This window comes from Paenibacillus sp. FSL H8-0537 (assembly GCF_038051995.1).
Classification (GTDB): domain Bacteria; phylum Bacillota; class Bacilli; order Paenibacillales; family Paenibacillaceae; genus Pristimantibacillus.
In genome coordinates, this window is sequence record NZ_CP150290.1 from 4,903,436 (window position 1) to 4,925,827 (window position 22,392).

Annotated in this window: 24 protein-coding genes; 2 read left to right on the plus strand and 22 right to left on the minus strand. The window is 49.1% G+C overall.

What is annotated here, in order from left to right:
* Positions 1 to 142: 142 nt before the first annotated feature.
* From MHB80_RS20640 to MHB80_RS20680, 9 genes are all read right to left on the minus strand, one after another.
* Positions 143 to 487 carry a hypothetical protein gene (locus tag MHB80_RS20640; protein ID WP_341278730.1) on the minus strand — a complete coding sequence of 115 codons (345 nt, stop codon included), beginning with the start codon at positions 485 to 487 and terminating at the stop codon, positions 143 to 145.
* A 7-nt stretch (positions 488 to 494) separates the two neighbouring features.
* Positions 495 to 3,497, minus strand: coding sequence for a DEAD/DEAH box helicase (locus MHB80_RS20645; RefSeq protein WP_341278731.1), 3,003 nt, complete (start codon positions 3,495 to 3,497; stop codon positions 495 to 497).
* Entirely contained in the window at positions 3,494 to 5,104 is a 1,611-nt protein-coding gene (locus tag MHB80_RS20650; protein WP_341278732.1) for an SWIM zinc finger family protein, read from the minus strand. Before MHB80_RS20650 ends, MHB80_RS20645 begins: the two co-directional genes overlap by 4 nt.
* Positions 5,105 to 5,403: 299 nt before the next feature.
* The gene (locus MHB80_RS20655; protein ID WP_341278733.1) at positions 5,404 to 5,802 is read right to left on the minus strand and encodes a hypothetical protein; all 399 of its coding nucleotides are present in this window, start codon (positions 5,800 to 5,802) and stop codon (positions 5,404 to 5,406) included.
* Between the two features lie 13 nt (positions 5,803 to 5,815).
* Positions 5,816 to 6,436 (minus strand): hypothetical protein, encoded by a 621-nt coding sequence (locus MHB80_RS20660; RefSeq protein ID WP_341278734.1) that lies wholly within the window; start codon positions 6,434 to 6,436, stop codon positions 5,816 to 5,818.
* A 208-nt stretch (positions 6,437 to 6,644) separates the two neighbouring features.
* Positions 6,645 to 7,232: an NAD(P)H-dependent oxidoreductase gene (locus tag MHB80_RS20665; protein WP_341278735.1), complete on the minus strand. Its 588-nt coding sequence runs from the start codon at positions 7,230 to 7,232 to the stop codon at positions 6,645 to 6,647.
* A 32-nt stretch (positions 7,233 to 7,264) separates the two neighbouring features.
* The gene (locus MHB80_RS20670) at positions 7,265 to 7,690 is read right to left on the minus strand and encodes a MarR family transcriptional regulator (protein WP_341278736.1); all 426 of its coding nucleotides are present in this window, start codon (positions 7,688 to 7,690) and stop codon (positions 7,265 to 7,267) included.
* Between the two features lie 163 nt (positions 7,691 to 7,853).
* The gene (locus MHB80_RS20675) at positions 7,854 to 9,611 is read right to left on the minus strand and encodes a GHKL domain-containing protein (RefSeq protein ID WP_341278737.1); all 1,758 of its coding nucleotides are present in this window, start codon (positions 9,609 to 9,611) and stop codon (positions 7,854 to 7,856) included.
* A 100-nt stretch (positions 9,612 to 9,711) separates the two neighbouring features.
* Positions 9,712 to 10,386, minus strand: coding sequence for a hypothetical protein (locus MHB80_RS20680; protein WP_341278738.1), 675 nt, complete (start codon positions 10,384 to 10,386; stop codon positions 9,712 to 9,714).
* A 219-nt stretch (positions 10,387 to 10,605) separates the two neighbouring features.
* On the opposite strand from MHB80_RS20680, the gene MHB80_RS20685 reads away from it, so the two are divergent.
* Positions 10,606 to 10,830, plus strand: coding sequence for a LuxR C-terminal-related transcriptional regulator (locus tag MHB80_RS20685; protein ID WP_006040330.1), 225 nt, complete (start codon positions 10,606 to 10,608; stop codon positions 10,828 to 10,830).
* Between the two features lie 198 nt (positions 10,831 to 11,028).
* On the opposite strand, the gene MHB80_RS20690 is transcribed toward MHB80_RS20685, so the two are convergent.
* The 4 genes from MHB80_RS20690 to MHB80_RS20705 all read right to left on the minus strand — a co-directional run bounded on the left by MHB80_RS20690 (position 11,029) and on the right by MHB80_RS20705 (position 14,029).
* Complete coding sequence (locus MHB80_RS20690) at positions 11,029 to 11,412, minus strand: aspartyl protease family protein (RefSeq protein WP_341278739.1); 384 nt, start codon at positions 11,410 to 11,412, stop codon at positions 11,029 to 11,031.
* Positions 11,409 to 11,669: a hypothetical protein gene (locus MHB80_RS20695; RefSeq protein WP_341278740.1), complete on the minus strand. Its 261-nt coding sequence runs from the start codon at positions 11,667 to 11,669 to the stop codon at positions 11,409 to 11,411. The genes MHB80_RS20690 and MHB80_RS20695 overlap by 4 nt, the downstream gene beginning before the upstream one ends.
* 95 nt (positions 11,670 to 11,764) lie before the next feature.
* On the minus strand, positions 11,765 to 12,988 hold the full coding sequence (locus MHB80_RS20700) for an MFS transporter (protein WP_341278741.1): 1,224 nt from the start codon (positions 12,986 to 12,988) through the stop codon (positions 11,765 to 11,767).
* Positions 12,989 to 13,237: 249 nt separating this feature from the next.
* Positions 13,238 to 14,029 carry a YhcN/YlaJ family sporulation lipoprotein gene (locus MHB80_RS20705; protein ID WP_341278742.1) on the minus strand — a complete coding sequence of 264 codons (792 nt, stop codon included), beginning with the start codon at positions 14,027 to 14,029 and terminating at the stop codon, positions 13,238 to 13,240.
* A gap of 165 nt (positions 14,030 to 14,194) precedes the next feature.
* Between MHB80_RS20705 and MHB80_RS20710 the strand changes: the two genes are divergently transcribed.
* The gene (locus tag MHB80_RS20710; protein ID WP_341278743.1) at positions 14,195 to 15,241 is read left to right on the plus strand and encodes a ketoacyl-ACP synthase III; all 1,047 of its coding nucleotides are present in this window, start codon (positions 14,195 to 14,197) and stop codon (positions 15,239 to 15,241) included.
* Positions 15,242 to 15,276: 35 nt separating this feature from the next.
* Here MHB80_RS20710 and MHB80_RS20715 read toward each other — a convergent pair whose 3' ends face one another.
* The 9 genes from MHB80_RS20715 to MHB80_RS20755 form a co-directional block, all read right to left on the minus strand.
* The gene (locus MHB80_RS20715) at positions 15,277 to 16,398 is read right to left on the minus strand and encodes a glycosyltransferase (protein ID WP_341278744.1); all 1,122 of its coding nucleotides are present in this window, start codon (positions 16,396 to 16,398) and stop codon (positions 15,277 to 15,279) included.
* The gene (locus MHB80_RS20720; RefSeq protein ID WP_341278745.1) at positions 16,391 to 17,509 is read right to left on the minus strand and encodes a glycosyltransferase; all 1,119 of its coding nucleotides are present in this window, start codon (positions 17,507 to 17,509) and stop codon (positions 16,391 to 16,393) included. Before MHB80_RS20720 ends, MHB80_RS20715 begins: the two co-directional genes overlap by 8 nt.
* Positions 17,510 to 17,796: 287 nt before the next feature.
* Positions 17,797 to 18,081 carry a hypothetical protein gene (locus MHB80_RS20725; RefSeq protein WP_341278746.1) on the minus strand — a complete coding sequence of 95 codons (285 nt, stop codon included), beginning with the start codon at positions 18,079 to 18,081 and terminating at the stop codon, positions 17,797 to 17,799.
* A complete protein-coding gene (locus MHB80_RS20730) occupies positions 18,078 to 18,398 on the minus strand; it encodes a hypothetical protein (RefSeq protein ID WP_341278747.1) in 321 nt (106 codons plus the stop codon). The genes MHB80_RS20725 and MHB80_RS20730 overlap by 4 nt, the downstream gene beginning before the upstream one ends.
* Positions 18,395 to 18,730 carry a restriction endonuclease subunit S gene (locus MHB80_RS20735; protein ID WP_341278748.1) on the minus strand — a complete coding sequence of 112 codons (336 nt, stop codon included), beginning with the start codon at positions 18,728 to 18,730 and terminating at the stop codon, positions 18,395 to 18,397. Before MHB80_RS20735 ends, MHB80_RS20730 begins: the two co-directional genes overlap by 4 nt.
* 25 nt (positions 18,731 to 18,755) lie before the next feature.
* Positions 18,756 to 19,043 (minus strand): nucleoside-diphosphate sugar epimerase, encoded by a 288-nt coding sequence (locus MHB80_RS20740; RefSeq protein ID WP_341278749.1) that lies wholly within the window; start codon positions 19,041 to 19,043, stop codon positions 18,756 to 18,758.
* A gap of 127 nt (positions 19,044 to 19,170) precedes the next feature.
* The gene (locus MHB80_RS20745) at positions 19,171 to 20,529 is read right to left on the minus strand and encodes a glycosyltransferase family 2 protein (protein WP_341278750.1); all 1,359 of its coding nucleotides are present in this window, start codon (positions 20,527 to 20,529) and stop codon (positions 19,171 to 19,173) included.
* Positions 20,526 to 21,251: a sugar phosphate nucleotidyltransferase gene (locus MHB80_RS20750; protein ID WP_341278751.1), complete on the minus strand. Its 726-nt coding sequence runs from the start codon at positions 21,249 to 21,251 to the stop codon at positions 20,526 to 20,528. Before MHB80_RS20750 ends, MHB80_RS20745 begins: the two co-directional genes overlap by 4 nt.
* Before the next feature lie 31 nt (positions 21,252 to 21,282).
* A complete protein-coding gene (locus MHB80_RS20755; protein ID WP_341278752.1) occupies positions 21,283 to 22,137 on the minus strand; it encodes a glycosyltransferase in 855 nt (284 codons plus the stop codon).
* Positions 22,138 to 22,392 lie beyond the last annotated feature (255 nt).

The window sequence follows — 22,392 nt, forward strand, 5'->3', positions numbered from 1 at the left end:
ATACCATAGTAACGCGGTGTCGTGTTAAACCAAATGCTTATAAAGATGGCTGTCGAGACTTTCTCGACAGCCTGAATGGAAGAAAGGACGGAATAAATCCCGTCCTTTCTTCCATTTTTCTTTTCCGCTAAACAACCTTAGCTCAGTCACGCATCTTTGAAACATAAGTACTAACGGCTTCATAGAAAGCTTTCCATTCTTCACTCGGTTGTTCAGCTGAACTAGCCTCAGGCAATGGCGTTAGCTGATCGGCTAATGGCTGCATAGGGCTAAGCTCCTCATGCTCCTTGGCACGTAGCGCTCCGTTTGGCGCTTCGCCTCCAACTGCATTTGAAGCTGTATCCCATGCTTCGCTAGCTGCCGCCCCCAGCACCTGAGCCGTTGTCTGACCCTGGCCTTCTTCGGTCTCGACTGTCCCTTCGCCGCTTCGTTTGCGGCGCTGGGCCATTACTTTCGTTAGCTGATCCCTCAGCTTCTCTTCTGCCATCTGGCACTCACCCTTTCAGCCAGTTTTTCCGCAGCTCAAACAGCTCTTTCAGCTCGTCTGTCGACAGCTCGGTAATCCACTGCTCAGACTGGCCGACGACTTGGTCATTCAATGACTGCTTGCGTTCAATCATCTCATCGATTTTCTCCTCAAGCGTGCCTAGCGTAATGAACTTATGAACCTGCACCTCGCGCGTCTGCCCAATTCGGAAGGCACGATCCGTCGCTTGATTTTCCACTGCCGGATTCCACCAACGGTCAAAATGAAACACATGATTGGCCGCTGTAAGATTAAGTCCCGTTCCGCCTGCCTTAAGCGATAGAACGAAAGCGCTGCAAGGCTGCTCGGGATTTTGAAAGCCTTCGATCATCTCGTCGCGCTTTATTTTCGGCACTCCGCCGTGCAAATAAGGAACGCTCGTGCCCAGCCGCTCTTCCAGCAGCTTCTTGAGCTGATGGCCCATCTCAACGAATTGGGTAAAAATCAGGCAGCGCTCCCCTTCGGCAGCGACCTCCTCCACCATATCCATCAGGCGGGCGACCTTGTTCGAACGTTCTTCTTCCCACTGCTTCGCTCCGCCATTATCCCCTTCCATCAAGCCGGGATGATTGCAAAGCTGCTTAAGCCGGGTCAAGGAAGCCAGAATAAGACCGCGCCGCTGCATCGCTCCTAACGTATCGAGCTTCTCCAGCAGGTCCGAGACAATATTTTCATACATCGCGCCTTGCTCTGCCGTGAGTGTAATATACGTCTTCCCTTCGAATTTCTCTGGCAACGATAGCTGAATGGCTGGGTCTTTCTTAATGCGGCGAAGCATGAACGGCTTCACCCAGCGCTGCAAGCCTGCAATCATTTTCTCATCCCGCGTCCGCTCGATGGGAGCGACTACTTCCTTGCGGAACTCGTTCACCCCGCCCAAATAGCCGGGATTGATAAAATCATAGATGGACCACAGCTCCGTCAACCGGTTTTCCATCGGTGTGCCTGTCAGCGCCACTCGGTGGCGGGCAGGCAGCTTGCGAATGGCCGCCGACTGCTTCGTGTAAATATTTTTTATATTTTGCGCCTCATCCAAGCATAATGCATCCCAGGCTACTGCACCTAAGTCTTCTTCATCCAATTGGGCCAGCGAATACGAGGTAATAACCAGATCCATGTCACGGACTGCGTCCTCGAATGCTTCCCCCTTCTCCCGCTTAGGGCCGTAATGAAGATGAACCTTAAGCTGCGGAGCAAATTTCTCCAGCTCCTTCTCCCAGTTGCCGATAACCGAAGTCGGGCATACAAGCAGCGAAGGCGCATGAGCGAGCGCCGGGGAATTTCCCAGCTTAAGCTGCTCCTCGCGCTGTTCCTTGACGTAAACGAGATAGGCCATGAACTGAATCGTCTTTCCCAGACCCATATCGTCTGCCAGACAGCCGCCAAAGCCGAACCTCCGCAAAAACAACAGCCAAGAGACCCCTTGCAGCTGGTAAGGACGAAGCTCCCCAAGGAAAGCCTCCGGCTTTTCGATAAGCGGAATTTCCGACGTATGCTGAAGCTGCTCCAGCCATCTGGTCAGATGCTCATTGAGCTCTACTTCGGCCCGAAGGTCGTGTGCCTGCTCCTCCTCATCCTCCAGTACAGCTCCGCCCAACAGGTGCATTTCCATCACATCGCGGAAGGACAAGCCGCTCTTCTTGCCAATTTTCGAAACCCAGCTGCGGATCTGCGCCACATCCTGCGGATCTAGATGCACCCATTCGCCGCCAATCTTCATTAGCCGCCGGTTTTCCTCGGCCAGGCGCATAAACTCCGCCTCCGACAAATCGACATTGCCGAGCGCCATTTTCCAATCGAATTGCACGATTTGGTCGAGACCGAACATCGGCTGCGCATCCGAGCCAACCGATGATTTCACCTTCGCCTTCAGCCGCAGCTTGCGCGATCTAACAGCTTCCCACCAGCTCGGCAGCAGCACGGGGCAGCCTGCCTCCAGCAGCGTCAAGCTTGCCGATTCCATGAAGCTCCATGCTTCATTGTCCGACAGCCGAAGCTTAATTTGGCCAGCCGTCTCAGGCTCCTGCCAATCTGGCAAAGCGCTAACCCACTTCGCTTCCTCTTTCGCAAGCTTCGCGGGCAGCAAGGGCAGCCACTCTTCGGGCAGGCTCGCCTCAGTGAGCACCGAACCATCCAGCTCCGCCTTCCACGGCGGCTGCCTTTCAGGCTCTCCGTCCGCAGCCAGCTCCCACTCTCCTGCAGCGCTGCGCACGAGCGGCAGCCACTCTCCGCCTCCGCTGCGGCTTTGCAGAGCCGGCCGCAGCGTCCACTGCGGCTGCTCGCCCGGCTCAACGAGCTGCAAAGCCACCCTGAACGGCAGCGAATCTTTCCGCAGCCCAAGCGCAATCAGCCAATCTTCCTCCTCGGCTGCTTTGCGCAGAATGACGATTTCGCCGCCAGCAGCTGTGCCGACCTTCTGCCATGCTTCCGCAGCCAAGCTATCCGGCTGCTGCAAAACCTCCTCTACCGCGAGGCTTAGCCATTGCTGCAGCTCAACATCTCCCGCAGCTCCCGCTTCCTGAATAAGCCGATCCCACAGTGCGCCTGCCTTGACGCCTGCTTCTGTATCCGGCACATTCAGCTTCCATGCCCGCTGCTCCTCCGACCAGCCGCCCCAATCTGGCATAAACCAGCCTTGCAGAAGCGCCTCCCGGATCAGGGAAGCTAGCTCTCTCAGCCGCTGTGCCCGCTGCGTCCACTCCACCTGCAGCAGCCGTGCATACTTAGGCTGCGACAAATAATCAACTGCCAGCAGCGGCGACAGCAGCAAGGCTTTGCGATCGCCATGCTGGACGTCCTCCACTTCCGTGCCGTACCAGGATGCTTTGTGCCAAGCGAATAGCACGGAACGCAGACGCGTCGCCGACTCCTGCTGGTCGCCAGCAAGCAGAGCAATCCGGTATTCGCCGCTCTCCGCCTTCAACCAACAGGCGTCCATCGTTAAAATTCCAGTGCCAATAGATGCTCTCATGTCACAATTTTTCCTTTCCACAGCTCCTCTTGGAACGCGCGCAGCCGCTGGTATTTACGACCGATGCCCGTAATATAAACCTGCCATCTATCCATTTCCTTCTCGGCTTTATAAATACGCTCCAGCTTTTTAAGCTGCTTTACCGCCATCCGGTAGCCCTGGCGATTGCGCGAGCTGATCCAGCTGTCGATCGCCTGATGATAGAGCGGCATCATGACGCGCGGGTTCACCTTTGACACCTCACGTACATCCTGAATCGGCAAATCATCGGGCAAGGCGCCAATCAGCATTTGCAGCTCAGCCCATTCCTCGTATTTTTTCTGCGCAAACCAGTGATCCGTAAGCTCCGAATAAGAATGCGGCAGCAGTGACGTCATATAGGACGTCCATTTCAAATTCTCCGGTTGATCCGTATCTGCACGGCGGCATAAGGTCAGGAACGGTCCCACCGTCCTTCCGCTTCGAATCGCATAAATATGCTTGTAAAGATAGGTCATCCAAGCCTCAAACGGCTCCCAATCTCCTTCTTCCAGCCGCTGAGCAGCGCATGTATAGACCATTTTTTGCGAACCGCGAAAATCCGTTTCTCCGAAATGGGCCAAAGCTTCCTTATCCTGCCCATCAAAAAAATACATCATCGCAATCGCCGTATGAATAAACGTATCGTTTATTTGCTCATCAGCAGTTTCCGTCTGCTCACCTGCCGATGCAAGCATCGAGGCCAGCTCGCGCTGCTGCCAGTCCCGATTTTCCGACATCTTCCCGCACAGCGCCAAATAAATATAAGGCCAGTCGAATAGCTGCTGCTCCTTCCGCAGAGCCCGGTTATAGGCATATCCAACAACCGCATCAGCCCAGTCACGTTCGTCCTCCAGCATTTCGGCAGGGGCCAGCTCCAGAACGAGCGTATAATAATGCTCCAGCCATGGCTCAGCCATACGGACGAACGACATTTCGTGATAATAGCGGCTGAATGAATCTACCGCTTTAATTGCTTGCTCTGCCTGATCCAGCACGAATAATATGACATTCATCCAGTGCAGCCGCTGCTTTTTTTTATCCCAGTCCTTGGATGTGCCTTTAAGTGCAGACAGCACGGGCTGCAAGGAATGCAGCGAGTGGCGGCATACGCGCCATGAATCGCCATACTCCTGCTCCATCCACGCCTGCCAATCTGCTGGAGACGCATCCACGCCTGGGGTGGAGGCTGTTTTTCCCCGCTGCTCCACAACGACAGCCGCCCGCGGCGCAGGCTCCGGCTGAAGCCCTGTCAGGCGGCGATACGCAGACTCCGGCGTACCATGCAGCGCCTGGTTATGGTCGCAAAAAGCAAAAAATACAGCTGCCATATGCTTGCAGAAACCGCCATATGGACACGTACATCTGCTATAGGCATAATCCATCACATCAATGCTTACCGCATACAGCTCCGACCCTGCAACGACGCCTGTCAGCAAATGCTGATCGTGCACCTCTACTTTTCGAACATTGCCTTTACGAAAATATTCCCAGCCTCGCTCGACAATAACCTGCTGCATATGCTCCCTGATATTGCCCTCTAACAGCTTCAATAGCTGACCGTCATTTCTAGTCAAAGCTTTGTTCACCCGCTTCCTTCCGCTCAAGTAACATTCTTTCCATTATAACACATGAGAAGACGACTTTCCGAGAAGTCTATAGCCCTAGCGAGAAGAGACAATCAACATCTGTGAAAAGCTGCAAGCCCTCATCAGCTTTTGTTAGCCATTTAATCTCATTTAGACAAGGCAGCTATTCCAATCGAGGATACTGAGAGTAGGATTATGCCGAACAGAAAAAAAACAAGGCAACACCCCGCATTCAATGCCGGAGAATCGCCTTGTTTTAATTTATATAGCTGTTTCAATCAGCGTATATTTTCCAATCCCTATTTTGAAGAAGCTTCCAGCAAGCTCAGTTCAAGCCCTTCCGCCCAACTTAACAGAGCACTCTTTGACGTTTTTAGAGGGAAAAGCTGACCCTGATATTCAAAAATCAACAAATAGCGGTCTGTAGCCCGTTCATGCACCCATCGTAGAAAAAAATCCTCCTCAATATGCAGAAAATAACTGTTATATTTTTCTTCTGGAAAATGCTTTAGCAAATGTATAAATGCATGTACGACTCTATTCGTCCAGCCAAAACGACTTTCTCGCTCCGTTTTGTCATGACGCCCAAACGCAACAAATAGCCAGCTTCCCTCGTCAGGCTCGGCATCATGACTCAAAAAACGAAGCTCAATCCATGTCCCTTGTTCTTGTTCATCCCTAAGTACATCTTTCATCAACGGGTTACCTCCCTTACTTGAAAATCCATGTTGCCTTTTTCAATCTACCGTTGGAGATTCTTGTTTCGATAGCATTACCTGTTTCAGTGTAAGTCGAAATGACTGTATTACTATTTTTCTCTAAAATAACAACCAGTTTGTTGTTAGGATCGTACATGACACGAGAGTCAAAATCAAGATCGTCATATTTCTGTACTAATTTAATACCTGAGGAAATTTCACTTAGTAAATTATCCAGTGCGGCACTAGTAACGTTGCGTTCGACAGCTCTAACCATAGAATGGTAGGTTAATTTGGTCGTAATATTTTTAGCAGTTGTTTTGACCGTAACAGATGCTGTTGTCTTAATTGCATCTTTAAACACCAGTTTAAGTAGATGAAGAATAACACCGACAACCATAGGCTCTGCATTAGATTTTTGATAAAAGGAAGTTTCAGCATTCATTTGATTTTCCAGAGCATTGGCTTGAAGCGCACGCAGCATTTCCCGTTCGAACTCATCATGTAAAGCAGAATTATTTAGTTTGACAGTTCGATCCTCTACGTTTTGTGCAGACACTCCAGCCGTCAATAGTAAATTAACCATTATTACCAACGACAATGAAAGGGCAATATTTCTAAACAAACTTTTCAAAATAACATCTCCTTTTATATTCATAATTTTTCCTTAAATAACAAATAAATTTTACCATATTAAATTAAATATATCATCAATTACAATTTTGTAATTGTTTCGATTTTGTGAACGAATTTTCAGAAATTGCTTATAAAAAAAGCCTCCAGCCGAGCTGCTTAATCAGCAGTCGTGCCAGAGACCTTTAGGTAATACTCACTACCATTTATTAACCCTGAAATACCGTTTTAACCGTCTGCTCCACCTGCTGCAGGTTCGCCTTCAGCTCAGCTTCGCCGATTTGGCCAATGCTGCCAAAGAACAAATGTCCAACAGACTCAATGCCGACAAAATCAAAAATGCCTGTATCGGAAGTGATTTTCATACCAGCGGTCATGCCGATCTGATCATAAATTTCACTTGGCGTGCCGTGCGTGTTAATGATGAAGCCTTTTTTGCCGGTAAGCAGCTTGTCAATGCCAGTTTCTCCGTAAGCATAAGCGTAACCGTATGCAAATACGCGATCAACATAACCTTTCAAAATAGCAGGAAGACCCGTCCACCAAATCGGATAAATAAAAGTAACCGTATCAGCTTCAGTAAGGTACTTCTGCTCTGTCAAAATATCTTCCGGCGTCTGGCCAGCACGCATGGCTGCTGTGTCTTCCGGCGTCAGCACCGGCTGAAACTTCAGCTCATACAGGTCACGCACCGTTACTTCATGGCCTTCTGCCTTCAAGCTTTGCACCGCTGTGTTCAAAATGGCACGGTTGTAGCTATCTTCATTCGGATGGGCAAATACGATAAGATGTTTCATGGGGAAATCCTCCTAAATAATCATTATATTTTTTAAAACTGGGTGTGTACTTGCTCCAACAGCTGCTCTAGCTGCAAGCTCTGTTCTTCGCTTAAGCTGCCATAAATCGTGTCATTAACCTGCTGGGAAATAGCTACAAAAATCGGTTCCAGTCCCCGGCCCTTCTCGGTCAAAAGGATCAGCGATACGCGGCTGTCTTTCTCGTCCTTTGTCCGATCTACAAAGCCAAGCTGCTCCAGCTTGTTGATGAGCACGGTGGTCGTCGGCTGTGTGCGATGGATTTTCTCCGCTAATGCCTTGACAGACAGCGGCTGCTTCTCCCGATAGAGAAACATGAGTATATCACCATGGGAAGGCACAATTCCTGTAATCTGATTGGCTTCCAGCTCTCTGACAATCAGCTTATTCGCTTTGTCTCGAATTTTAGCAACTAATGATAAGGCGTTATGTTTTATCATAATGCGATTATACATAGATGTCTATGTATTTTCAAGCACTTATTTTTCACTGTTAGCATTTCCCCCGTTTCGCTCCAAATACTCTTTATAAGTGGCTTATTTATAAAATAAAGCAGCTCCCGGCTTTCATAAGGAAAGCAGGAGCTGCAGCGCCGCAAAACGATTATATTTTATGAGGAATCGTGATAAAAAAGGTCAGACGGTCTGGTCCATCAGCATAAATGTGTATGGTGCCTTTATATTTGTCTACAATCGACTTCACAATGGACAAGCCAAGCCCTTGGTGATCCTGCTGATCCTTCGTGGAATAGCCCGATTGGAAGAGCGGCATCGCCGCCACCTTCTCGGCGTCCTCGCAAGTATTCGTAATCGTGAACTCAAGCATGCCATTTCGCTGCAAGCCTTGCAGCTCCACTACTCGCATGCTCTCCGGATATCTCATCGTCTCATCAAAAGCATTGTCAATGAGATTGCCAAGTATACGATTCAAATCGAGCGTCTTGACGCCCATTTCCAGCTTGTCAAAGCTCGTAAAGGTGCACTCTAACATAATGCGGTAGCTTTCCGCCTGCGATGTTTTCGAGCGAATAAGCGCGGCAATCGCGGGATTGCCAATATTAATAATGTCGTTCATTTGCCGAATTTCACCCGTCAGCTCCTTCGTATAGGCAATGAGCTCCTGATGCTTGTTTAATTCCGCAAGCGAATGAATGGTCTGCACATGATTAAGAAAATCATGTCGCTGAGCCCGAATCGATTGAAACATCTGATTGATTTCATCGACGTACGTTTGCTGGGTGACCTGCACCGCATTTTCGCGGGAACGGCGGTAATAGTTCATCACGACACCTGCCGTCACCAGACTTAGTGCTGTTACAAGAACAATGATGATGGCAATATTCAACAGCTGCGTAGACATCTGGTCGCGAATAACCTGATAATCGGATACCAGCGTCAGCACATAGCTGTCCATAGGCACGCCGTTCTCATCTACAATATTCAGTCCTTTGTCCTCGGTAAAGACGGGAATGAACATTTTGAAAACATGCTTGCCGCCCACTACTTCATCCACGGTTACTCTTTGTTTCGTATTGAAGGCCTTCGATACGTTAGCTACGTCGCCGTCCGCAACATAATTGTAGCTTCCATACAAGATCGGCTGCTGCAAAATATGCTCCTGCACGTCGCCGTTCGGGTGAACCGTCTCGAAGGGCCCTTTCGCAAACGTCTCCGGATTAAGCACCGTGACCTCTAGCAGCGCCTTATTGCTTTCAATCGTCTTCTTAATCAACGAATCTACACCCGTCAGCTCCTCATATTCCGCCAGCTTCGTGTAGCTGACATAAGGATCGGTTATGTAATTCGTCGTCCCGTCAAAATAATAGCCCCATTTATAAATGCTACCTGGGTCGGTAGAAGCCACCTCGAAGGGACCGCTCCAAAAGTTGGGCAGCGATTTGCCTAGCCAGTCAATTTTCACATTTCGCTGATCGAACAGCTGGTTAAACACGACAAACCAAGGATCCCATGATTTCGTGCTTTTGCCAAGCTGCGTCTCATCGGACGATTTATACAGTAAAATATCGTCCTTCACGCGCTTAAGCAGCGTAATATGATTGACGCCAAGCTTCTCGCTTAGCTCCACAAGCTGCTCGTTCGTGACTTTATCAACGTCGGGATCAAGGGCATATTGGGCAGCAATCGATACGACCCGAAGCTCATCGCCGATTAAATCCTGATAACGCTCCGCCCCTAATCGCGATTGCTCCACTGAAAATTCAATTTGCCTGGCTACGGCGGCAACTTCCCGATTCAGTGCATCCTCCAATGATTCTTTCGTTAAAAAATAATAAGCTGTGTTGTTCAATAAAATAATGACTACAATAACTGAAATCGCCATAAACCATATATTCCGCTGCATGTATTGCTCCTCTATCTTCTACGCTATTAACTAGATTATGTACGATTTTTAGGCAAACGACAATAAACGTTTTTCATACGCCGCTTTGTAATCTTTGCCATTACTTGCTCCATCTTCTGAACCATAGGCGAAGCGCCCATTTACGCTCTCCGCGTTTTTTGTATTTCGGCAGCGTTCGATAAATGCGCAATCCTTCCTCGATTGCCTCTTTCGCATCCTGTTCCTTACCCATCGCCTTATATATGCCCGCCAGACGTTCATAAGCCTCACAGGAAGACGATTGAATGCGCTGAAACGCTTCAATATAGTAAATAGCCTGAGATGCATCTTTGCCTGCATACAGCGCAGCCAAACGCAAATACGGCGCGCCGTATTTCACCCGTTCGTTTAGCGCAAGCGCCCGTTTAATGGCCTCTTCGCCGCGTTCCATCTGCCTCGCCTGCAGCAAGCAAAGGCCTAGATCATCCCAATATTCAGCGGAATCCTCAAGCGTATGCTCCATTGGAGAAAGCCAGCCTAGCGCTTCGTTATATTTTTTCTTCTCGATTAAAATTCTCGCGATTTCCTGTTTGGAGGACACATCGTTAGGCGCCATGTCAACATGACGTCTTAGCTTCCTAAGCTGGCTCGATCTGCGCAAAGGCCGTACAAAGCTTGGCGTCAAGCCGACAAATCGGCGATCCAGCGCATACAAAATAAGCAGCAGTACGATAATCGCAATAAACGGATTTCCCGTGAGCCAAGTCAAGAAGAAAAATAAAAAGATTTTACTCATTCGTTCCTCCCATGCCTGAATAACACCGCAAGCGTTCAGTGGAACAGCTTCGGCGTCAATTGGTTAATTTTTTCATCTATCATACCATAAAATCCGCCGATTGCGCCCATTTTCTCCGCCAACAGCACCATTGGCACCTGTCATTCATACTATATTTTGACTGTATCCCTTAACCTTGTTAAACCATAAAAACCCAAGCAAGGAGGGGTGACTGAAAAGGTGAAAGGTAGCGACCATAAGAGCAAGTTTTTACTGACACATCGTGAACGCGAGGTATTCGAGCTTCTAGTCCAAGACAAAACAACACGAGATATTGCGCAACAGCTGTTCATTAGCGAGAAGACCGTCCGCAACCATATCTCTAATGTGATGCAAAAATTAAACGTTAAAGGTCGTTCGCAAGCGGTTGTCGAGCTAATCAAGCTCGGGGAGCTGCAGATTTAATTCACGGCTCTCCCTTCTTCATTGCTTTGGCAAAAGCCATTTGCTAATAGGTTGTTACCATTTATGGTATTTCGCGAGGCAGCATAGTGCGCTATGCTGTCTTTATTTTTTTGTGATTAAAAAAACAGCAGCAAGCAGCTTGTCCTTATGGCTTCTGCTTGTTGCTGTTTATCCAATTCTAGTAGTAATAGATCCAGCTTAATGATGAATCTGCATCGTTCCAAAGTCAGCTTTCAGCTTTGCTTTTATCATAAAATCAATTCCTAAGATGCCATCAAAACCGTACGTTTCCTGAATAGACCCAAGCTGGACAGAAAATGAATCCAAGGGAATATGCTCTATTTTCAAATCAGGAATGGTCTGCTCGTAGCAGATTTCGCTTGTTCCGCCCACCCCATACATCCGCTTGGCTTTCCCATTCATAAAATCAATGTGAATTCCAATTTGAGAAAGCACATCCGTATCAAAAACAGTTGCAGCACATCCTGAATCGAATAAAACATTAGACAAGGTGATAAATTGATCTTGATGCTTCAAAGCCAAGGAGACAATGGGCAGACCATTTATAAGTTGAATCTTCATGAACGCTGCCTTATTCCTGTGAAAAACTCTTCAACCTCTTCCACATCAGTCCGGCTAGTATGAAATACATATAATTCACGCATTGGATATTGTTTATGAAAATGTTTATAACCGTCCCACGCTTCCTGAGGGTTATCATAATCCTGAATGATCGCCATATCTTGAAGTTTGCGAATTCGGTTGCTAGAGCTAGCTTTAATCGCTTCCACCAAAACAAAACGTTCCGGAAGTGAATGAGTAATCTCTTCCCATTTCATTGGCTTCACCTCGCTCTGATTTGTTTCAATTATTATACCATATTGCTGAGATTGGTAGGAAATTGGAATTGAAAAACAGGTTCATTATGTTGCTACTACCCCTCCGAAACCTCCGGCAATTCCACCTTCATGCGCTGGAACAAAGCAAATATGACAATACTGGCCAAAATAATGACTATCCCCGACCAAAAAAACCACACCTGTACGCCATACTTATCGACAATAGGTCCTGCTAATGCTAGCCCAATCGGGGAGGAGAGCATCATCACGCTGGTGACGAGCGAAATAACGCGTCCCAGCATTGAAGGCTCAAACGCCCTTTGAATCATGGCCATATAAGGCCCATTGAAGAAAGGTGCTGCCGCTCCCATAAAGAAAGATACGATCACGAACAGCACAAAAGCCTCCTTGCTGATCACACCGCTCAGCACACAGGTCAGACCAATCATGGCCAAGCTCAGGCTCATATACGTAATGTCCTTCCATTTTGAAGCGACGACCGAAAGCAGTACACCACCCGCAATCATGCCAATGCCAAAAATCGCTTCAACGAGGCTTGCACTATATCCCCCACGCCCGAAATGAGACAACGTCATGTAAGGAAACAATGTCGCCAAAGGCATAAATACGATGCTGAAAATAGCTGTAGCTACCGTAATTACGACAATTGGCTTTACTTTAATGAATGCATCCCAGCCCAGCTTAAACTCCTTGAAAAAGGATGGCGCTTGTGTTGTCTCCGACTTTGGCTGATGAATCCTCACGAACAATAGCATAACATTGGCAATTAATGCCCCTGCCACATCAAGGAACAACAACGCTCCGAGCGAAGTTGCTGAATAAATAGCAATGCCAAGCGCCGGTCCGATTACACTGGAAAAGGAATAAACCATCTGCTGCCAGCCCGCCACACGCGTCAACTGATCCTCAGGTGCCATTAATGGGATCGCAGCTTGAAAAGCAGGCGCATGGAATGCAGAGGCAGCAGAGCGAACCATTAAAATAACGTATACAAACGCTAGACTCGGCTCGCCAAAAAAGAAATACAAGCCTAAAATCAAACTAAAAAAGGCAATTGCACTATCGGCTATAATCATCGTCAATTTACGGTTCCAGCGATCCAGCCATACGCCAATAAAAGGCCCTAAAATCGCCTGTGGCAAAAATCCAGCCAAGCCCGCGATCATTAAAACCGAAGCGGACCCGGTCGTTTGCGTCAGATGCCAAATAACCGAAAATTGTACCATCGAACTCGTCAATATGGAAAAGATTTGTCCGCTGAAAATAATCGCGAACGTTTTTTGCCATTTAAGCTGCATGGATATAGTCTCCTTCATTCATTTTGACTATGACATATGCACCTTAAATTAACGTAAACGCATGGAATGGGTCAAGAAAGACACCTCCTAAAATTTAGAATTATTATAGCAAATAATAGTGATGCAGAAAAGACAAATTAAATAAACACAAACAAAAGCAGCCGGCTCTACTTCGCCGGCTGCTGCTATCATTTTGATGCTTTAGCGTGAATCACGCTGAATGCTTCATGCCCTATTTTTCACTAAACGTTAGTCGTAAATCATCGGACTGCTTCTGTGCGCATTTGTGTAATTATCGCGGTCTGTACGGTCGGTCATGCTGCGATAGTTCATGTCGCCACCATAATTGCGCGTTTCAATTTTGTTAGCGTTGGCCGGGAACAGACGCTCCGCCATGGCATTAAATTCAACCAAGAAGCCTTGGATCGGATGGCCATTGCGGACATCTGTCATATAGCTGGTCATTCGGCCGACAAAATCCGGGTTTGCCGATACGTACACATTGTCCACACCTGGCTTCACCCTTCTGACTTCCTTGGCGATGTCGGCTTTAATTTGAGAGGTCAGCGCATTTTCGCCTGTGCTCATCGTATTCATGCGGCGTTGGTAATTGGAGCCATCTCGGCCCATGTAGCTGGAGTTTGTGCGGCTCATCAGTTTTTTATCGCCATTATTTAAATTGTCCTCAAAGGATACGGCCACATAGGCATTGTTATCGGTCAGCAAAACATTTGCTGATCTAACATTATGCTTATTGGCAATGCGCTTCGCAATTTCTTCGCTCATTTCCATTTTATAATTTTTATGACTCCCGACAATATTGTTGCCCCGAATGTTTTTGCCGTTTACGTAGTTTTTTTCATTCATATGATCGTTGGCAAAACGATCCTTTAACATTTTGTTGCCATTTGCATCTTCCCTTACCATTTTGGTGCGAATGTTCTTATTACCTAAATCCCCTTGATTGGCTGCACAGCCTGTCAGCATAGCGCTAAGCAAGGCGCCTGCGGACAAGACAGCAAGAAAATTCTTTTTACGCATGTGCCGTATTCCTCCCTTGTTGTTTACAGGCCTCATGACCCGTTATTAGGATGGGCGTCCGGGATTCAGACTATGCACGAGTTGGACTTGACAAATTGTATGGAGAGGAGTAATTTAATATCAGGTATTAGCATCTGGTACTAAATTGTGAAGGAGTTGTTTTCAATGACTATTTCCACTCTCGTTCATTCCCATGCAGCAGTAACCGCTATCGGCACTTATGTACCTGAACGCATTTTAAGCAATCAAGATTTGGAGAAGCTTGTAGATACTTCGGATGAATGGATTTTTCAACGCACAGGCATTCGCGAACGCCGTATTGCGGGAGAAAGGCAATATGCAAGCGATTTGGCCATTGAAGCCGTCCATGATTTGATCCATAGATATGAAAAAAACGTTCATGATGTCGACTACATCATTGTCGCGACCTCTACACCGGATACTTTCGTCCCAAGTGTAGCCTCACGAGTGCAGGCCGCATTCGGCATGAAAGGCTGCGGAAATGCTGATTTGCAGGCTGCATGCGCCGGCTTCACTTCCGCCCTGCAAATGGCAAACGGCCTTTTGCTTTCCAAGCTATGCCGCAAAATTTTAATTATTGGCACTGAAACCCTTTCGCGTGCTACAGATTATACAGACCGGACGACCTGCATTTTATTCGGCGATGGCGCAGGTGCCATGCTCGTTGAATCGACCGATACGGGAGTAGGAGTAGATATTAGCACGACTAACTCTGATTCAATACTTTCTGCTGGCGACATACTGGCTTCGAATGCAAGCACCGATGGCGAGCAGGGCCATCATGTATACCGCAGCAGCCTGGCGCCGCACATCGGCAGCTTCGAGCTTTCCCAGAACAGCATGCTCGTCCAAAACGGCCGGGAAGTGTACCGCTGGGCATTAAGCCGCGTAGCAGCAGGCGTTCAAGAGCTGCTGGACGGCAGCGGCTACACCGCTCAGACGATTGATTGGTTCGTTCCACACAATGCCAATCAGCGTATAATTGATGCTTTATGCGAGCGTATCGGATTTGAAGCGCAGCAGGCGCTGTCCAGCATTGAGCATTATGGCAACACCTCTGCCGCTTCCATTCCGCTAGCGCTCGATGCAGCCGTCAAAGACGGCAGAGTGCAGCCGGGTCAACTGCTGCTGTTGTACGGCTTTGGCGGCGGACTTACGCAATCTGGCGTTATTATGCGCTGGTCCATTTAAGCCTCCGCAGCCAAAGCAGCTTGCCTCATGCCTCATTAAGCAAATAATATGGACAGCATCGCATGCAGCCTATGGGCATAAGTATGCTCGCTCAGCGTGCGATGCATGCCGCGAATCGCAATTTCCTTGCGTTCATTTTCATGATTCAAATAATAGTCCAGCTTTTCCACCATTTCCTGCGGCGATTCATACGTAACAATTTCCACACCAGGTGTGTAAAAGGAAGCCAAATCCTCCCGCACATCCGTTAGCTGGAGCACGGCGCAGGCTGAAATTTCAAACGTTCGCGGATTTGGAGAGGAAGCTGCTACGCCAAGACTGTTGCTATTGAATAAGACATCATCGTGAGCTCGATGCATGTTGATGACAATTTTTGAAGCATTATAAGCAAGCGCCGTATCCTGCGGGCTCAGCCAGTCTCCCAGATTGATTTTAGATTTAAGCATGTCGAATTTTTCCAGACGATCCCACCATATTCCCGATATGAGAGTATCCTTGGAAGCTAAATAAGAGGCTACCTCATTAAAATAGTGCACTCTGTTCATGTAGCCTGAGCCGATGAAGCTGATTTCCTTGCGTTTGCTGCGCTGCGGGTTCATCGGCCTGAATTGGGCAGGCATCACACAGAACGGCAAATAATGCACATTGGCACAGCCTAGCTGCTGATAAAGCGCCACGCTATTTCGATCAAGCGTAAACACGGTGTCATAGTGCGGGGCAAGCGTTGTTGTAATATCCGCATAATAAGGATCATCTGTAAACCATATGGCAGTCCGAATATCCAAAGCCCGCATAGCATCAATCTGCGCCACATCAAACTGCAGCCCATCCAGCACAATCACGTAATCCGGCCGCACCCGTGCAGCGACTTCTGCTACAGGCTCCCCCGTTTGCACGACCGTTAGCTGAGCTACCATTCCCGTTAACGTGGCGGCAACCGCCTCATCAAGCGGCGAATAAGGAAATCCCTTTCCCGTAGACACATACATGACATGAACAGGCCATACTCCTGCTACTGGTGGAATACGGCTAATAACCGATTCGCATTGGCCAAACCAATAACCATCCCCCCAGCCAGCATGGTAGCCTGCGGCTCTCCCTAGCTCCACTTCAGTAGGCGGCCGCTCCCTTTTTCGCAAAACCGATCGTTTAGCCATTAGGCTCCTCCTCCTTCATAATAAGCTGCAATAGCTGCACAGCACGCGATCTGAAAGTATGGTCCCGCAGCGTGCGGCGCAGCCCATTCACTGCGATCCGGCTGCGCGCTTCCTCATTTTCCAAATAAAAATCGATTTTTGCCGCAAGCTCCTCCGCATGCTGAAACGTTTCAATTTCCTGGCCTAAGGTGTAATAATGCGGCAAATCCTCACGAATATCCGTTAGCTGAAAGGCGCCACAAGCGGCAATTTCATATGTTCGCGGATTGATAGAGAGCCCTGGGCTTTGAAAAGCATTAAAATTGTCTGAGCCTATCTCTGTTGTTCGATGCATGTTGATGACGATTTTGGCGCTGTTATAATAGGGGATTGTCTGCTTTGCGCTTAACCAGTCGGTATGGATAAACGGCTGCAGCCGCTTATAGGCCGATAAACGCTCCCACAGCCCTCCGGACAAAAAGATTTTGCGCCTCTTAGCCAGCAGCCGCTCGCTAATGGCATCAAGGAGACCGATCCGGTTCCAAAATCCTTGCCCTATGAAGCAAACATCGCTGGCAAAAGCTGAATCCGTTCGCTGCGGCCGATATAAGCCGGTATGCACTGCCAGCGGCAAATAATGCACATTTGCGCAGCCTGCACTGCGATACAGCTCAAGCGTCCCAAGCTCATGCGTTAGCACCACATCATAATGCGGCGCCGCTATAGCCGTCTTCTCCGTCATATAAGGATCATCTACAAACCACACCGCTGTGCGGATGCCCTGCTGCCTGACCGCGGCGATCTGCTGCAGATGATTGGCTGGAAAAGTATGCAGCCCATTCATCACTAGCACGATGTCGGGGGAAATGGCTGCCGCTTGCTCGGCAAGCTGTTCTGCGCTTCCAACATGAAGCTCGGTTACACTCGCCTGCAGCGCCTCAATGAGGCCTGCGTCAATTGCCTCAAAACCTTGCGGAATATAGAGCATTCGCAGCGGAACGGGTGTCAGCTCCGGCGGGGGCAAAAGTCCGCTTACCGCTTCGCAAGCTCCATCTCGCCAGCCGGTATGAAAGCCGGTTTCATACCCACTTTGCCTGACTTGCTTGCGGGAATTATCTTTTCTGGCCATCATTTGCTGCACCGCCTTGCTTCGTTATCAATCGCTGCACAACACGCTTTCATTATGTATATGACATTAAGCAGCAAGTCTAAGCGGCACTTATCCCTGCATCGCAAAAATTGGCGTTTAACCTGCTGTTTCCGCCAAGATTTTTGCCATATCGTGATACGGACACAGCTTGTCCTCTCTATTTTAAAAATAGCCCTGGCCTGCCGGGTGGCTGAATAAACCATCAAGCAGGCCGAGCTAATTTAAAAATAATATCCGCATTTTTCACTAAAGCATGACGAAGATGACCGCTACGGCGTTTGCTCATACGCGAGCTGATGTCCATCTTCGAAGCCTTTCGCAAAACCTGCATTATAACCGGTATTATACGTCTGGTTGAAGCCCTCATTAAAGGTTTCCGTCCCGATCACACGCTTTCTGATCACCTTCCTGCGACGGCGCAGCGATGAGCTGCTCCCTCTCTTTTTCCCTGTTGCCTTGCGCGTTCGCGTGCTTTTTGAGCGACGCGATACAGCTTTGCTGGCGGAGCGTTTCGTCGCCCGCTTGCGGACGGACACGCGTTTTTTTATTCTCAATTCCAATTCCTCCTGTTCACTTGCGGGTGCCACCGCACCTGCTTTCCTCGCAGCTCGTTACGGAGCCAAGGCTCGGGCGGCTTGCCCGTCCTTACCCGGTAACTGCGCACAGGCCAGCCTGTCACGCTCTCAGCTAACTGCTCCTGCATGTTCGTCAATAGTCGTACATTTTCGCCAATTCGCTTGGCTGTTTGAGGGGCGAGCTCGGCAACATCAGCCACGCTGTTCAAAATGCGGGCAAGCGCGAGCTGGCTGCGCGCAATCGAAGCCAGCACCTCCAATTTAACCTCGCGCTCGCGGCGCACCATTTCCCTCAATTCCCGCCTCCGAATCCGCCGCCAAAGTGGAAATCCGAGCCGGAGGAATGGCCTTCCTCCCCATCTTTCTGCAATACGGCTTTGAGTACGGATACGATGCCTTGGCTCATTTTGTTAATGCCTTCAATCGTCTCGACCATCTGGTCATGTACACCTAGCGTCTGCTTAAGCTGCGTCTGGTCGCCTGGAAAAGTGCCCGTATGAATATGATTGCATATCCAGTTGCGGGCCTTCTCCGCTTCCTCCGCCTTCGCCTCCAGAATTAGCGCCACGTTCCACTGCATATTGGCTGTAGCGCCCAACATGCGCATATAGGCTTGCTCTCGGTCCATGACATGCGCTCCCCTTTTCGCTTCGTCATTCTTCCTCGCTTGGGTTCAGCTCTTTTATCGTATAAGACAGCTGAGATGCCAGCGTCTCCTGCAGCTCAGCCATGCTGTTTAAATAAGCAATCACGCTGCCCAGCAGCGCTTGCGATTCCCCAAGCAGATCGTCCACGCCGCCCAAATTCGGCCCATGATCAGGGAGGCTTTTCACAATTTCGGCCATTCGTACCGTGACATGGCGCTTTGCTTCCAGCACACGTGCCATCTGGCTGTTGGAATGGGATAAATGCTCAATAATTTCGGTTACGATATGCTGCATGGCCAACAATCCTCCTTCGGGCTATGGCTTGGCCCTGTGCCGCCACTTGAATAGGTGCAGCTATTTACAGCATATGCACGGCGATACACAGTGATACTTGGCGCCGAACAGTGGCTTGATAACCATTCTAAAGTTGTTGGCGGAGCTTGACAGCGGGAATAATCGGCAAGCCTTCCGGAATGGCTTGCAGCTGCTCCATTGTGAGCTGGACTGACGGCCTTGCCGTAAGCGCCCAGCCCTCATAAGCGGCTTCCGTTATCATTTTCCGCTTCAAGCCCTGCTGCATATAATAATGAAAACCATCAAGTCCGCTAACGATTTTGCCATGAAGTTCACTGCCTTCCATCGCCAGCATTTGCTGCCGCCTTGCATGAACTTCCTCGCTTGAAATTGGCGGTCCGATTGCCCATCGTCTGATATCAATCTGCCCGATGTGACTGGCTTCTCCAGCAAATTCGCCTTCAACAGGGCGCCTGACGCCGCCTTCAATCCAATACACTGAACCTTTTATTGAAGTAACAGCAATGCTGTCTGGGTAATAGGCTGCTTCCCCAAGCACAGCGATCTCAGCCTTTAGTGCAGGCTGCTCGGTGAAGCGATGCTTCATGACGCTGACCAGCTCATGCGGATTGCCCCATTTATTCATATAATGCTGCAGGTTTCGGTTATTAACTTCCTCAAGCTGCGCACCTAGCGCTTTGATGCTGACGCTGCCAAAATGATGAATAAACGAATCGCGGGCAATGACAAGCGAATACCCTAGCAGCTTCACCCGAATGTTATAGTCATCGTCTTCAAAATTGCCGATTTCAAAGCCTTCATCAAAATAACCGATTTTCTCCCACAGCTCCCGCCTTAGCAGAAGGCAGAAACCCGTCAGCCGATCAACCTGCTGCCAGCGTCTAGAATCCGGCACATTATTCAGCCTTGCAAAGTCTGGCATATCCGCAACATTCGTATAAGGAACCTCTATCAGCTGCTCGCCGCCGATATAATTCGTGACAGGCCCGACCATGCCAATTTGCGGATTGCTGTTCAAGCAGGCCATCATATTGTCCAGCCAATTGTCGGTTACGAGCGTATCATTGTTCAAAATAAGCATCATCGTGCCTTTAGCCATCATCATGCCTCTGTTGACCGCTCCAGCGAAGCCAAAGTTTTCGCTTAAAATCCGGTAGCGCACCTGACCATCAAGCTGGGCCAAATAGCTCCCCGTCCCATCGGTCGAAGCGTTGTCAATGACGATAATTTCATAGGCAAGATCCGTATGGTCCATAATGCTTTCAATGCACATCTTCAAATACTGGAGCTGATTATAGCTAGGAATAATGATGCTCGTTCCTTGAAACTTCTCATTATAGCTAGTAAATCCCGCTTGCCGCCCATCCTGATAGCCTTGCTCGACACCCTGCGCATACGATGCCTGCTGCCGTACGCGGGATTGCCTAGTATTGCGGGGTCGTTTTTTTGCCGCTATTCTCCTCATTCTCCCGTCTCCTTCAACAGCCTCGCCGCGGCTTCATGCAAGGATTCGAACGTTCCCGCATCCGTCCACCATCCTGCAAGCGTATGGGAAGCAAGCGTTCCCGCCCGCGCATACATATTGTTCAGGTCGGTAATTTCCAGTTCCCCACGCCCTGATGGCTCCAGCCGATCAATCGCTGCAAAAACGCTGGAATCGTACATATATATGCCCGTTACGCATAAATCCGATTGCGGCTCTGCCGGTTTTTCATCTATATAAGCGATTTGTCCCGCTTCCTGAAACACGGCTATGCCATAGCGATGGGGATCTGGCACCTGCTTGAGCAGTACCATCGCGCCCTCCTGCTGCCGAGCAAATTTCCTTACATACGGAGCCAAATTATCCTCGAACAAATTATCGCCAAGCAGTACGATAAACTTCTCATCATTTCGAATAAAATCGCGCGCCAGCTCCAGCGCTTCCGCAATGCCGCCCGCTTCCTCCTGAATGCGGTAAGTCAGCGAGACACCTAGCTCACGGCCGCTTCCTAAATACTCTGCAAACAAACCTATCGACTGTCGTCCTGTCACTATCAGCATTTCTTGAATGCCTGCCTGATGCAGCTTATCGATGCCATAAAAGATCATGGGATGCTTGCCTACAGGAAGCATATGCTTGTTCATTAAAGTGGTCAGCGGCCTTAGCCGCGTCCCTGTCCCTCCTGCCAATATGACTGCTTTCACGGTTCAACCTCCATGCCGCTTAAGCCTTAGCTTAAAGCGCAAACTCGCGGCAGCGACGGTAATCCTCAAAGCCGCCACGTTCATTCGATTGTGTAATCAGCCAGTGGATCGCTTCCAAATGATCCCCAACAATAAGATGCTCAAGCGGGCTTCGCCGTTCGCGCTGTGGCCTGCGCCGGTTCATTTTGCCAACATTGACCGTATGCACCGCCTCAACCTTCAGTCCAAGCCGAATCGCTCTCGCATGGGCAAGCGGTGGAACGCACAGCGCCTCCGCTCCGATTAAAGATAGACCCTGTCTGCTTATCGCATGGGGGACCGCTGTGAAGGAAGCCCCTTTCAGCTCCGGTCGCTCCAGCACAATATTGAGCGCATGCTTCGCGAGCACGACGCTGTGCACAGCGGTTTTGTCTACCGGGCCGGTATAATCATTTAAAGCAGCATCTACACCTCGATGCAGCACGGCATAGACAAAATGCCGCAATTGTGCGGTGCTTATCACCATATCTCCATCTACAAACAGCAGCACTTGACCTAAAGCAGCCCGCGCTCCAATGCTTCGTCCAACATCATGACCTAGCGCCTTCTCATAGCGGAGCACTCGCGCTCCCGCACGCCTGGCGATTTCGGCTGAACCATCCGTCGAGCCGTTTGCAATGACGATAACCTCAGTCCGAGGATGGACGCCTGCTGCTTCCCTAATGATTTTTCGAATGGTAGCCCGTTCATTCATAACGGGAATAATAACGGAGACGACTGGAGACTGCAGCGGCTGCGCTTCTCCGGCATAATCGTCTGCGGCCATGCCGCTCTGGGCATAACGCGGCTTTTTCGCAGCACGGAAATTCCGGGCTTTTTTCCCCTTCGCACCCTTCGCTTTCTTCATCCGCTTTGTTCACCTCGGTATACGCCTATATTTCAAAATAGTGCTGCTTAGTAATTACACCTCATTGTATGTACCTCCATCATCTGCGCAACGGCAAATGTACAACTCCCATGATGTCTGTCCCGCACCCATATCAAAAGCAGTAGGCTGCTAACCGAGCAAAAACGACTTCGTCGTCCTTCTGAGACGTGCGAAGAGCTTTGCCTTAGAATTTTAAGCGGATATAAGGATGAAACTTATAAATGCTTAGAATTC

What these genes read in the sequence shown, in the direction of transcription:
- MHB80_RS20720 (WP_341278745.1), bottom strand. Translation starts at nt 17,509, where the DNA reads ATGATGGCCAGAAAAGATAATTCCCGCAAGCAAGTCAGGCAAAGTGGG.
- MHB80_RS20710 (WP_341278743.1), top strand. Translation starts at nt 14,195, where the DNA reads ATGACTATTTCCACTCTCGTTCATTCCCATGCAGCAGTAACCGCTATC.
- MHB80_RS20715 (WP_341278744.1), bottom strand. Translation starts at nt 16,398, where the DNA reads ATGGCTAAACGATCGGTTTTGCGAAAAAGGGAGCGGCCGCCTACTGAA.
- MHB80_RS20745 (WP_341278750.1), bottom strand. Translation starts at nt 20,529, where the DNA reads ATGAGGAGAATAGCGGCAAAAAAACGACCCCGCAATACTAGGCAATCC.
- MHB80_RS20700 (WP_341278741.1), bottom strand. Translation starts at nt 12,988, where the DNA reads ATGCAGCTTAAATGGCAAAAAACGTTCGCGATTATTTTCAGCGGACAA.
- MHB80_RS20695 (WP_341278740.1), bottom strand. Translation starts at nt 11,669, where the DNA reads ATGAAATGGGAAGAGATTACTCATTCACTTCCGGAACGTTTTGTTTTG.
- MHB80_RS20665 (WP_341278735.1), bottom strand. Translation starts at nt 7,232, where the DNA reads ATGAAACATCTTATCGTATTTGCCCATCCGAATGAAGATAGCTACAAC.
- MHB80_RS20740 (WP_341278749.1), bottom strand. Translation starts at nt 19,043, where the DNA reads ATGCAGCATATCGTAACCGAAATTATTGAGCATTTATCCCATTCCAAC.
- MHB80_RS20640 (WP_341278730.1), bottom strand. Translation starts at nt 487, where the DNA reads ATGGCAGAAGAGAAGCTGAGGGATCAGCTAACGAAAGTAATGGCCCAG.
- MHB80_RS20690 (WP_341278739.1), bottom strand. Translation starts at nt 11,412, where the DNA reads ATGAAGATTCAACTTATAAATGGTCTGCCCATTGTCTCCTTGGCTTTG.
- MHB80_RS20670 (WP_341278736.1), bottom strand. Translation starts at nt 7,690, where the DNA reads ATGATAAAACATAACGCCTTATCATTAGTTGCTAAAATTCGAGACAAA.
- MHB80_RS20735 (WP_341278748.1), bottom strand. Translation starts at nt 18,730, where the DNA reads ATGGACCGAGAGCAAGCCTATATGCGCATGTTGGGCGCTACAGCCAAT.
- MHB80_RS20755 (WP_341278752.1), bottom strand. Translation starts at nt 22,137, where the DNA reads ATGAAGAAAGCGAAGGGTGCGAAGGGGAAAAAAGCCCGGAATTTCCGT.
- MHB80_RS20680 (WP_341278738.1), bottom strand. Translation starts at nt 10,386, where the DNA reads ATGAGTAAAATCTTTTTATTTTTCTTCTTGACTTGGCTCACGGGAAAT.
- MHB80_RS20645 (WP_341278731.1), bottom strand. Translation starts at nt 3,497, where the DNA reads ATGAGAGCATCTATTGGCACTGGAATTTTAACGATGGACGCCTGTTGG.
- MHB80_RS20675 (WP_341278737.1), bottom strand. Translation starts at nt 9,611, where the DNA reads ATGCAGCGGAATATATGGTTTATGGCGATTTCAGTTATTGTAGTCATT.
- MHB80_RS20705 (WP_341278742.1), bottom strand. Translation starts at nt 14,029, where the DNA reads ATGCGTAAAAAGAATTTTCTTGCTGTCTTGTCCGCAGGCGCCTTGCTT.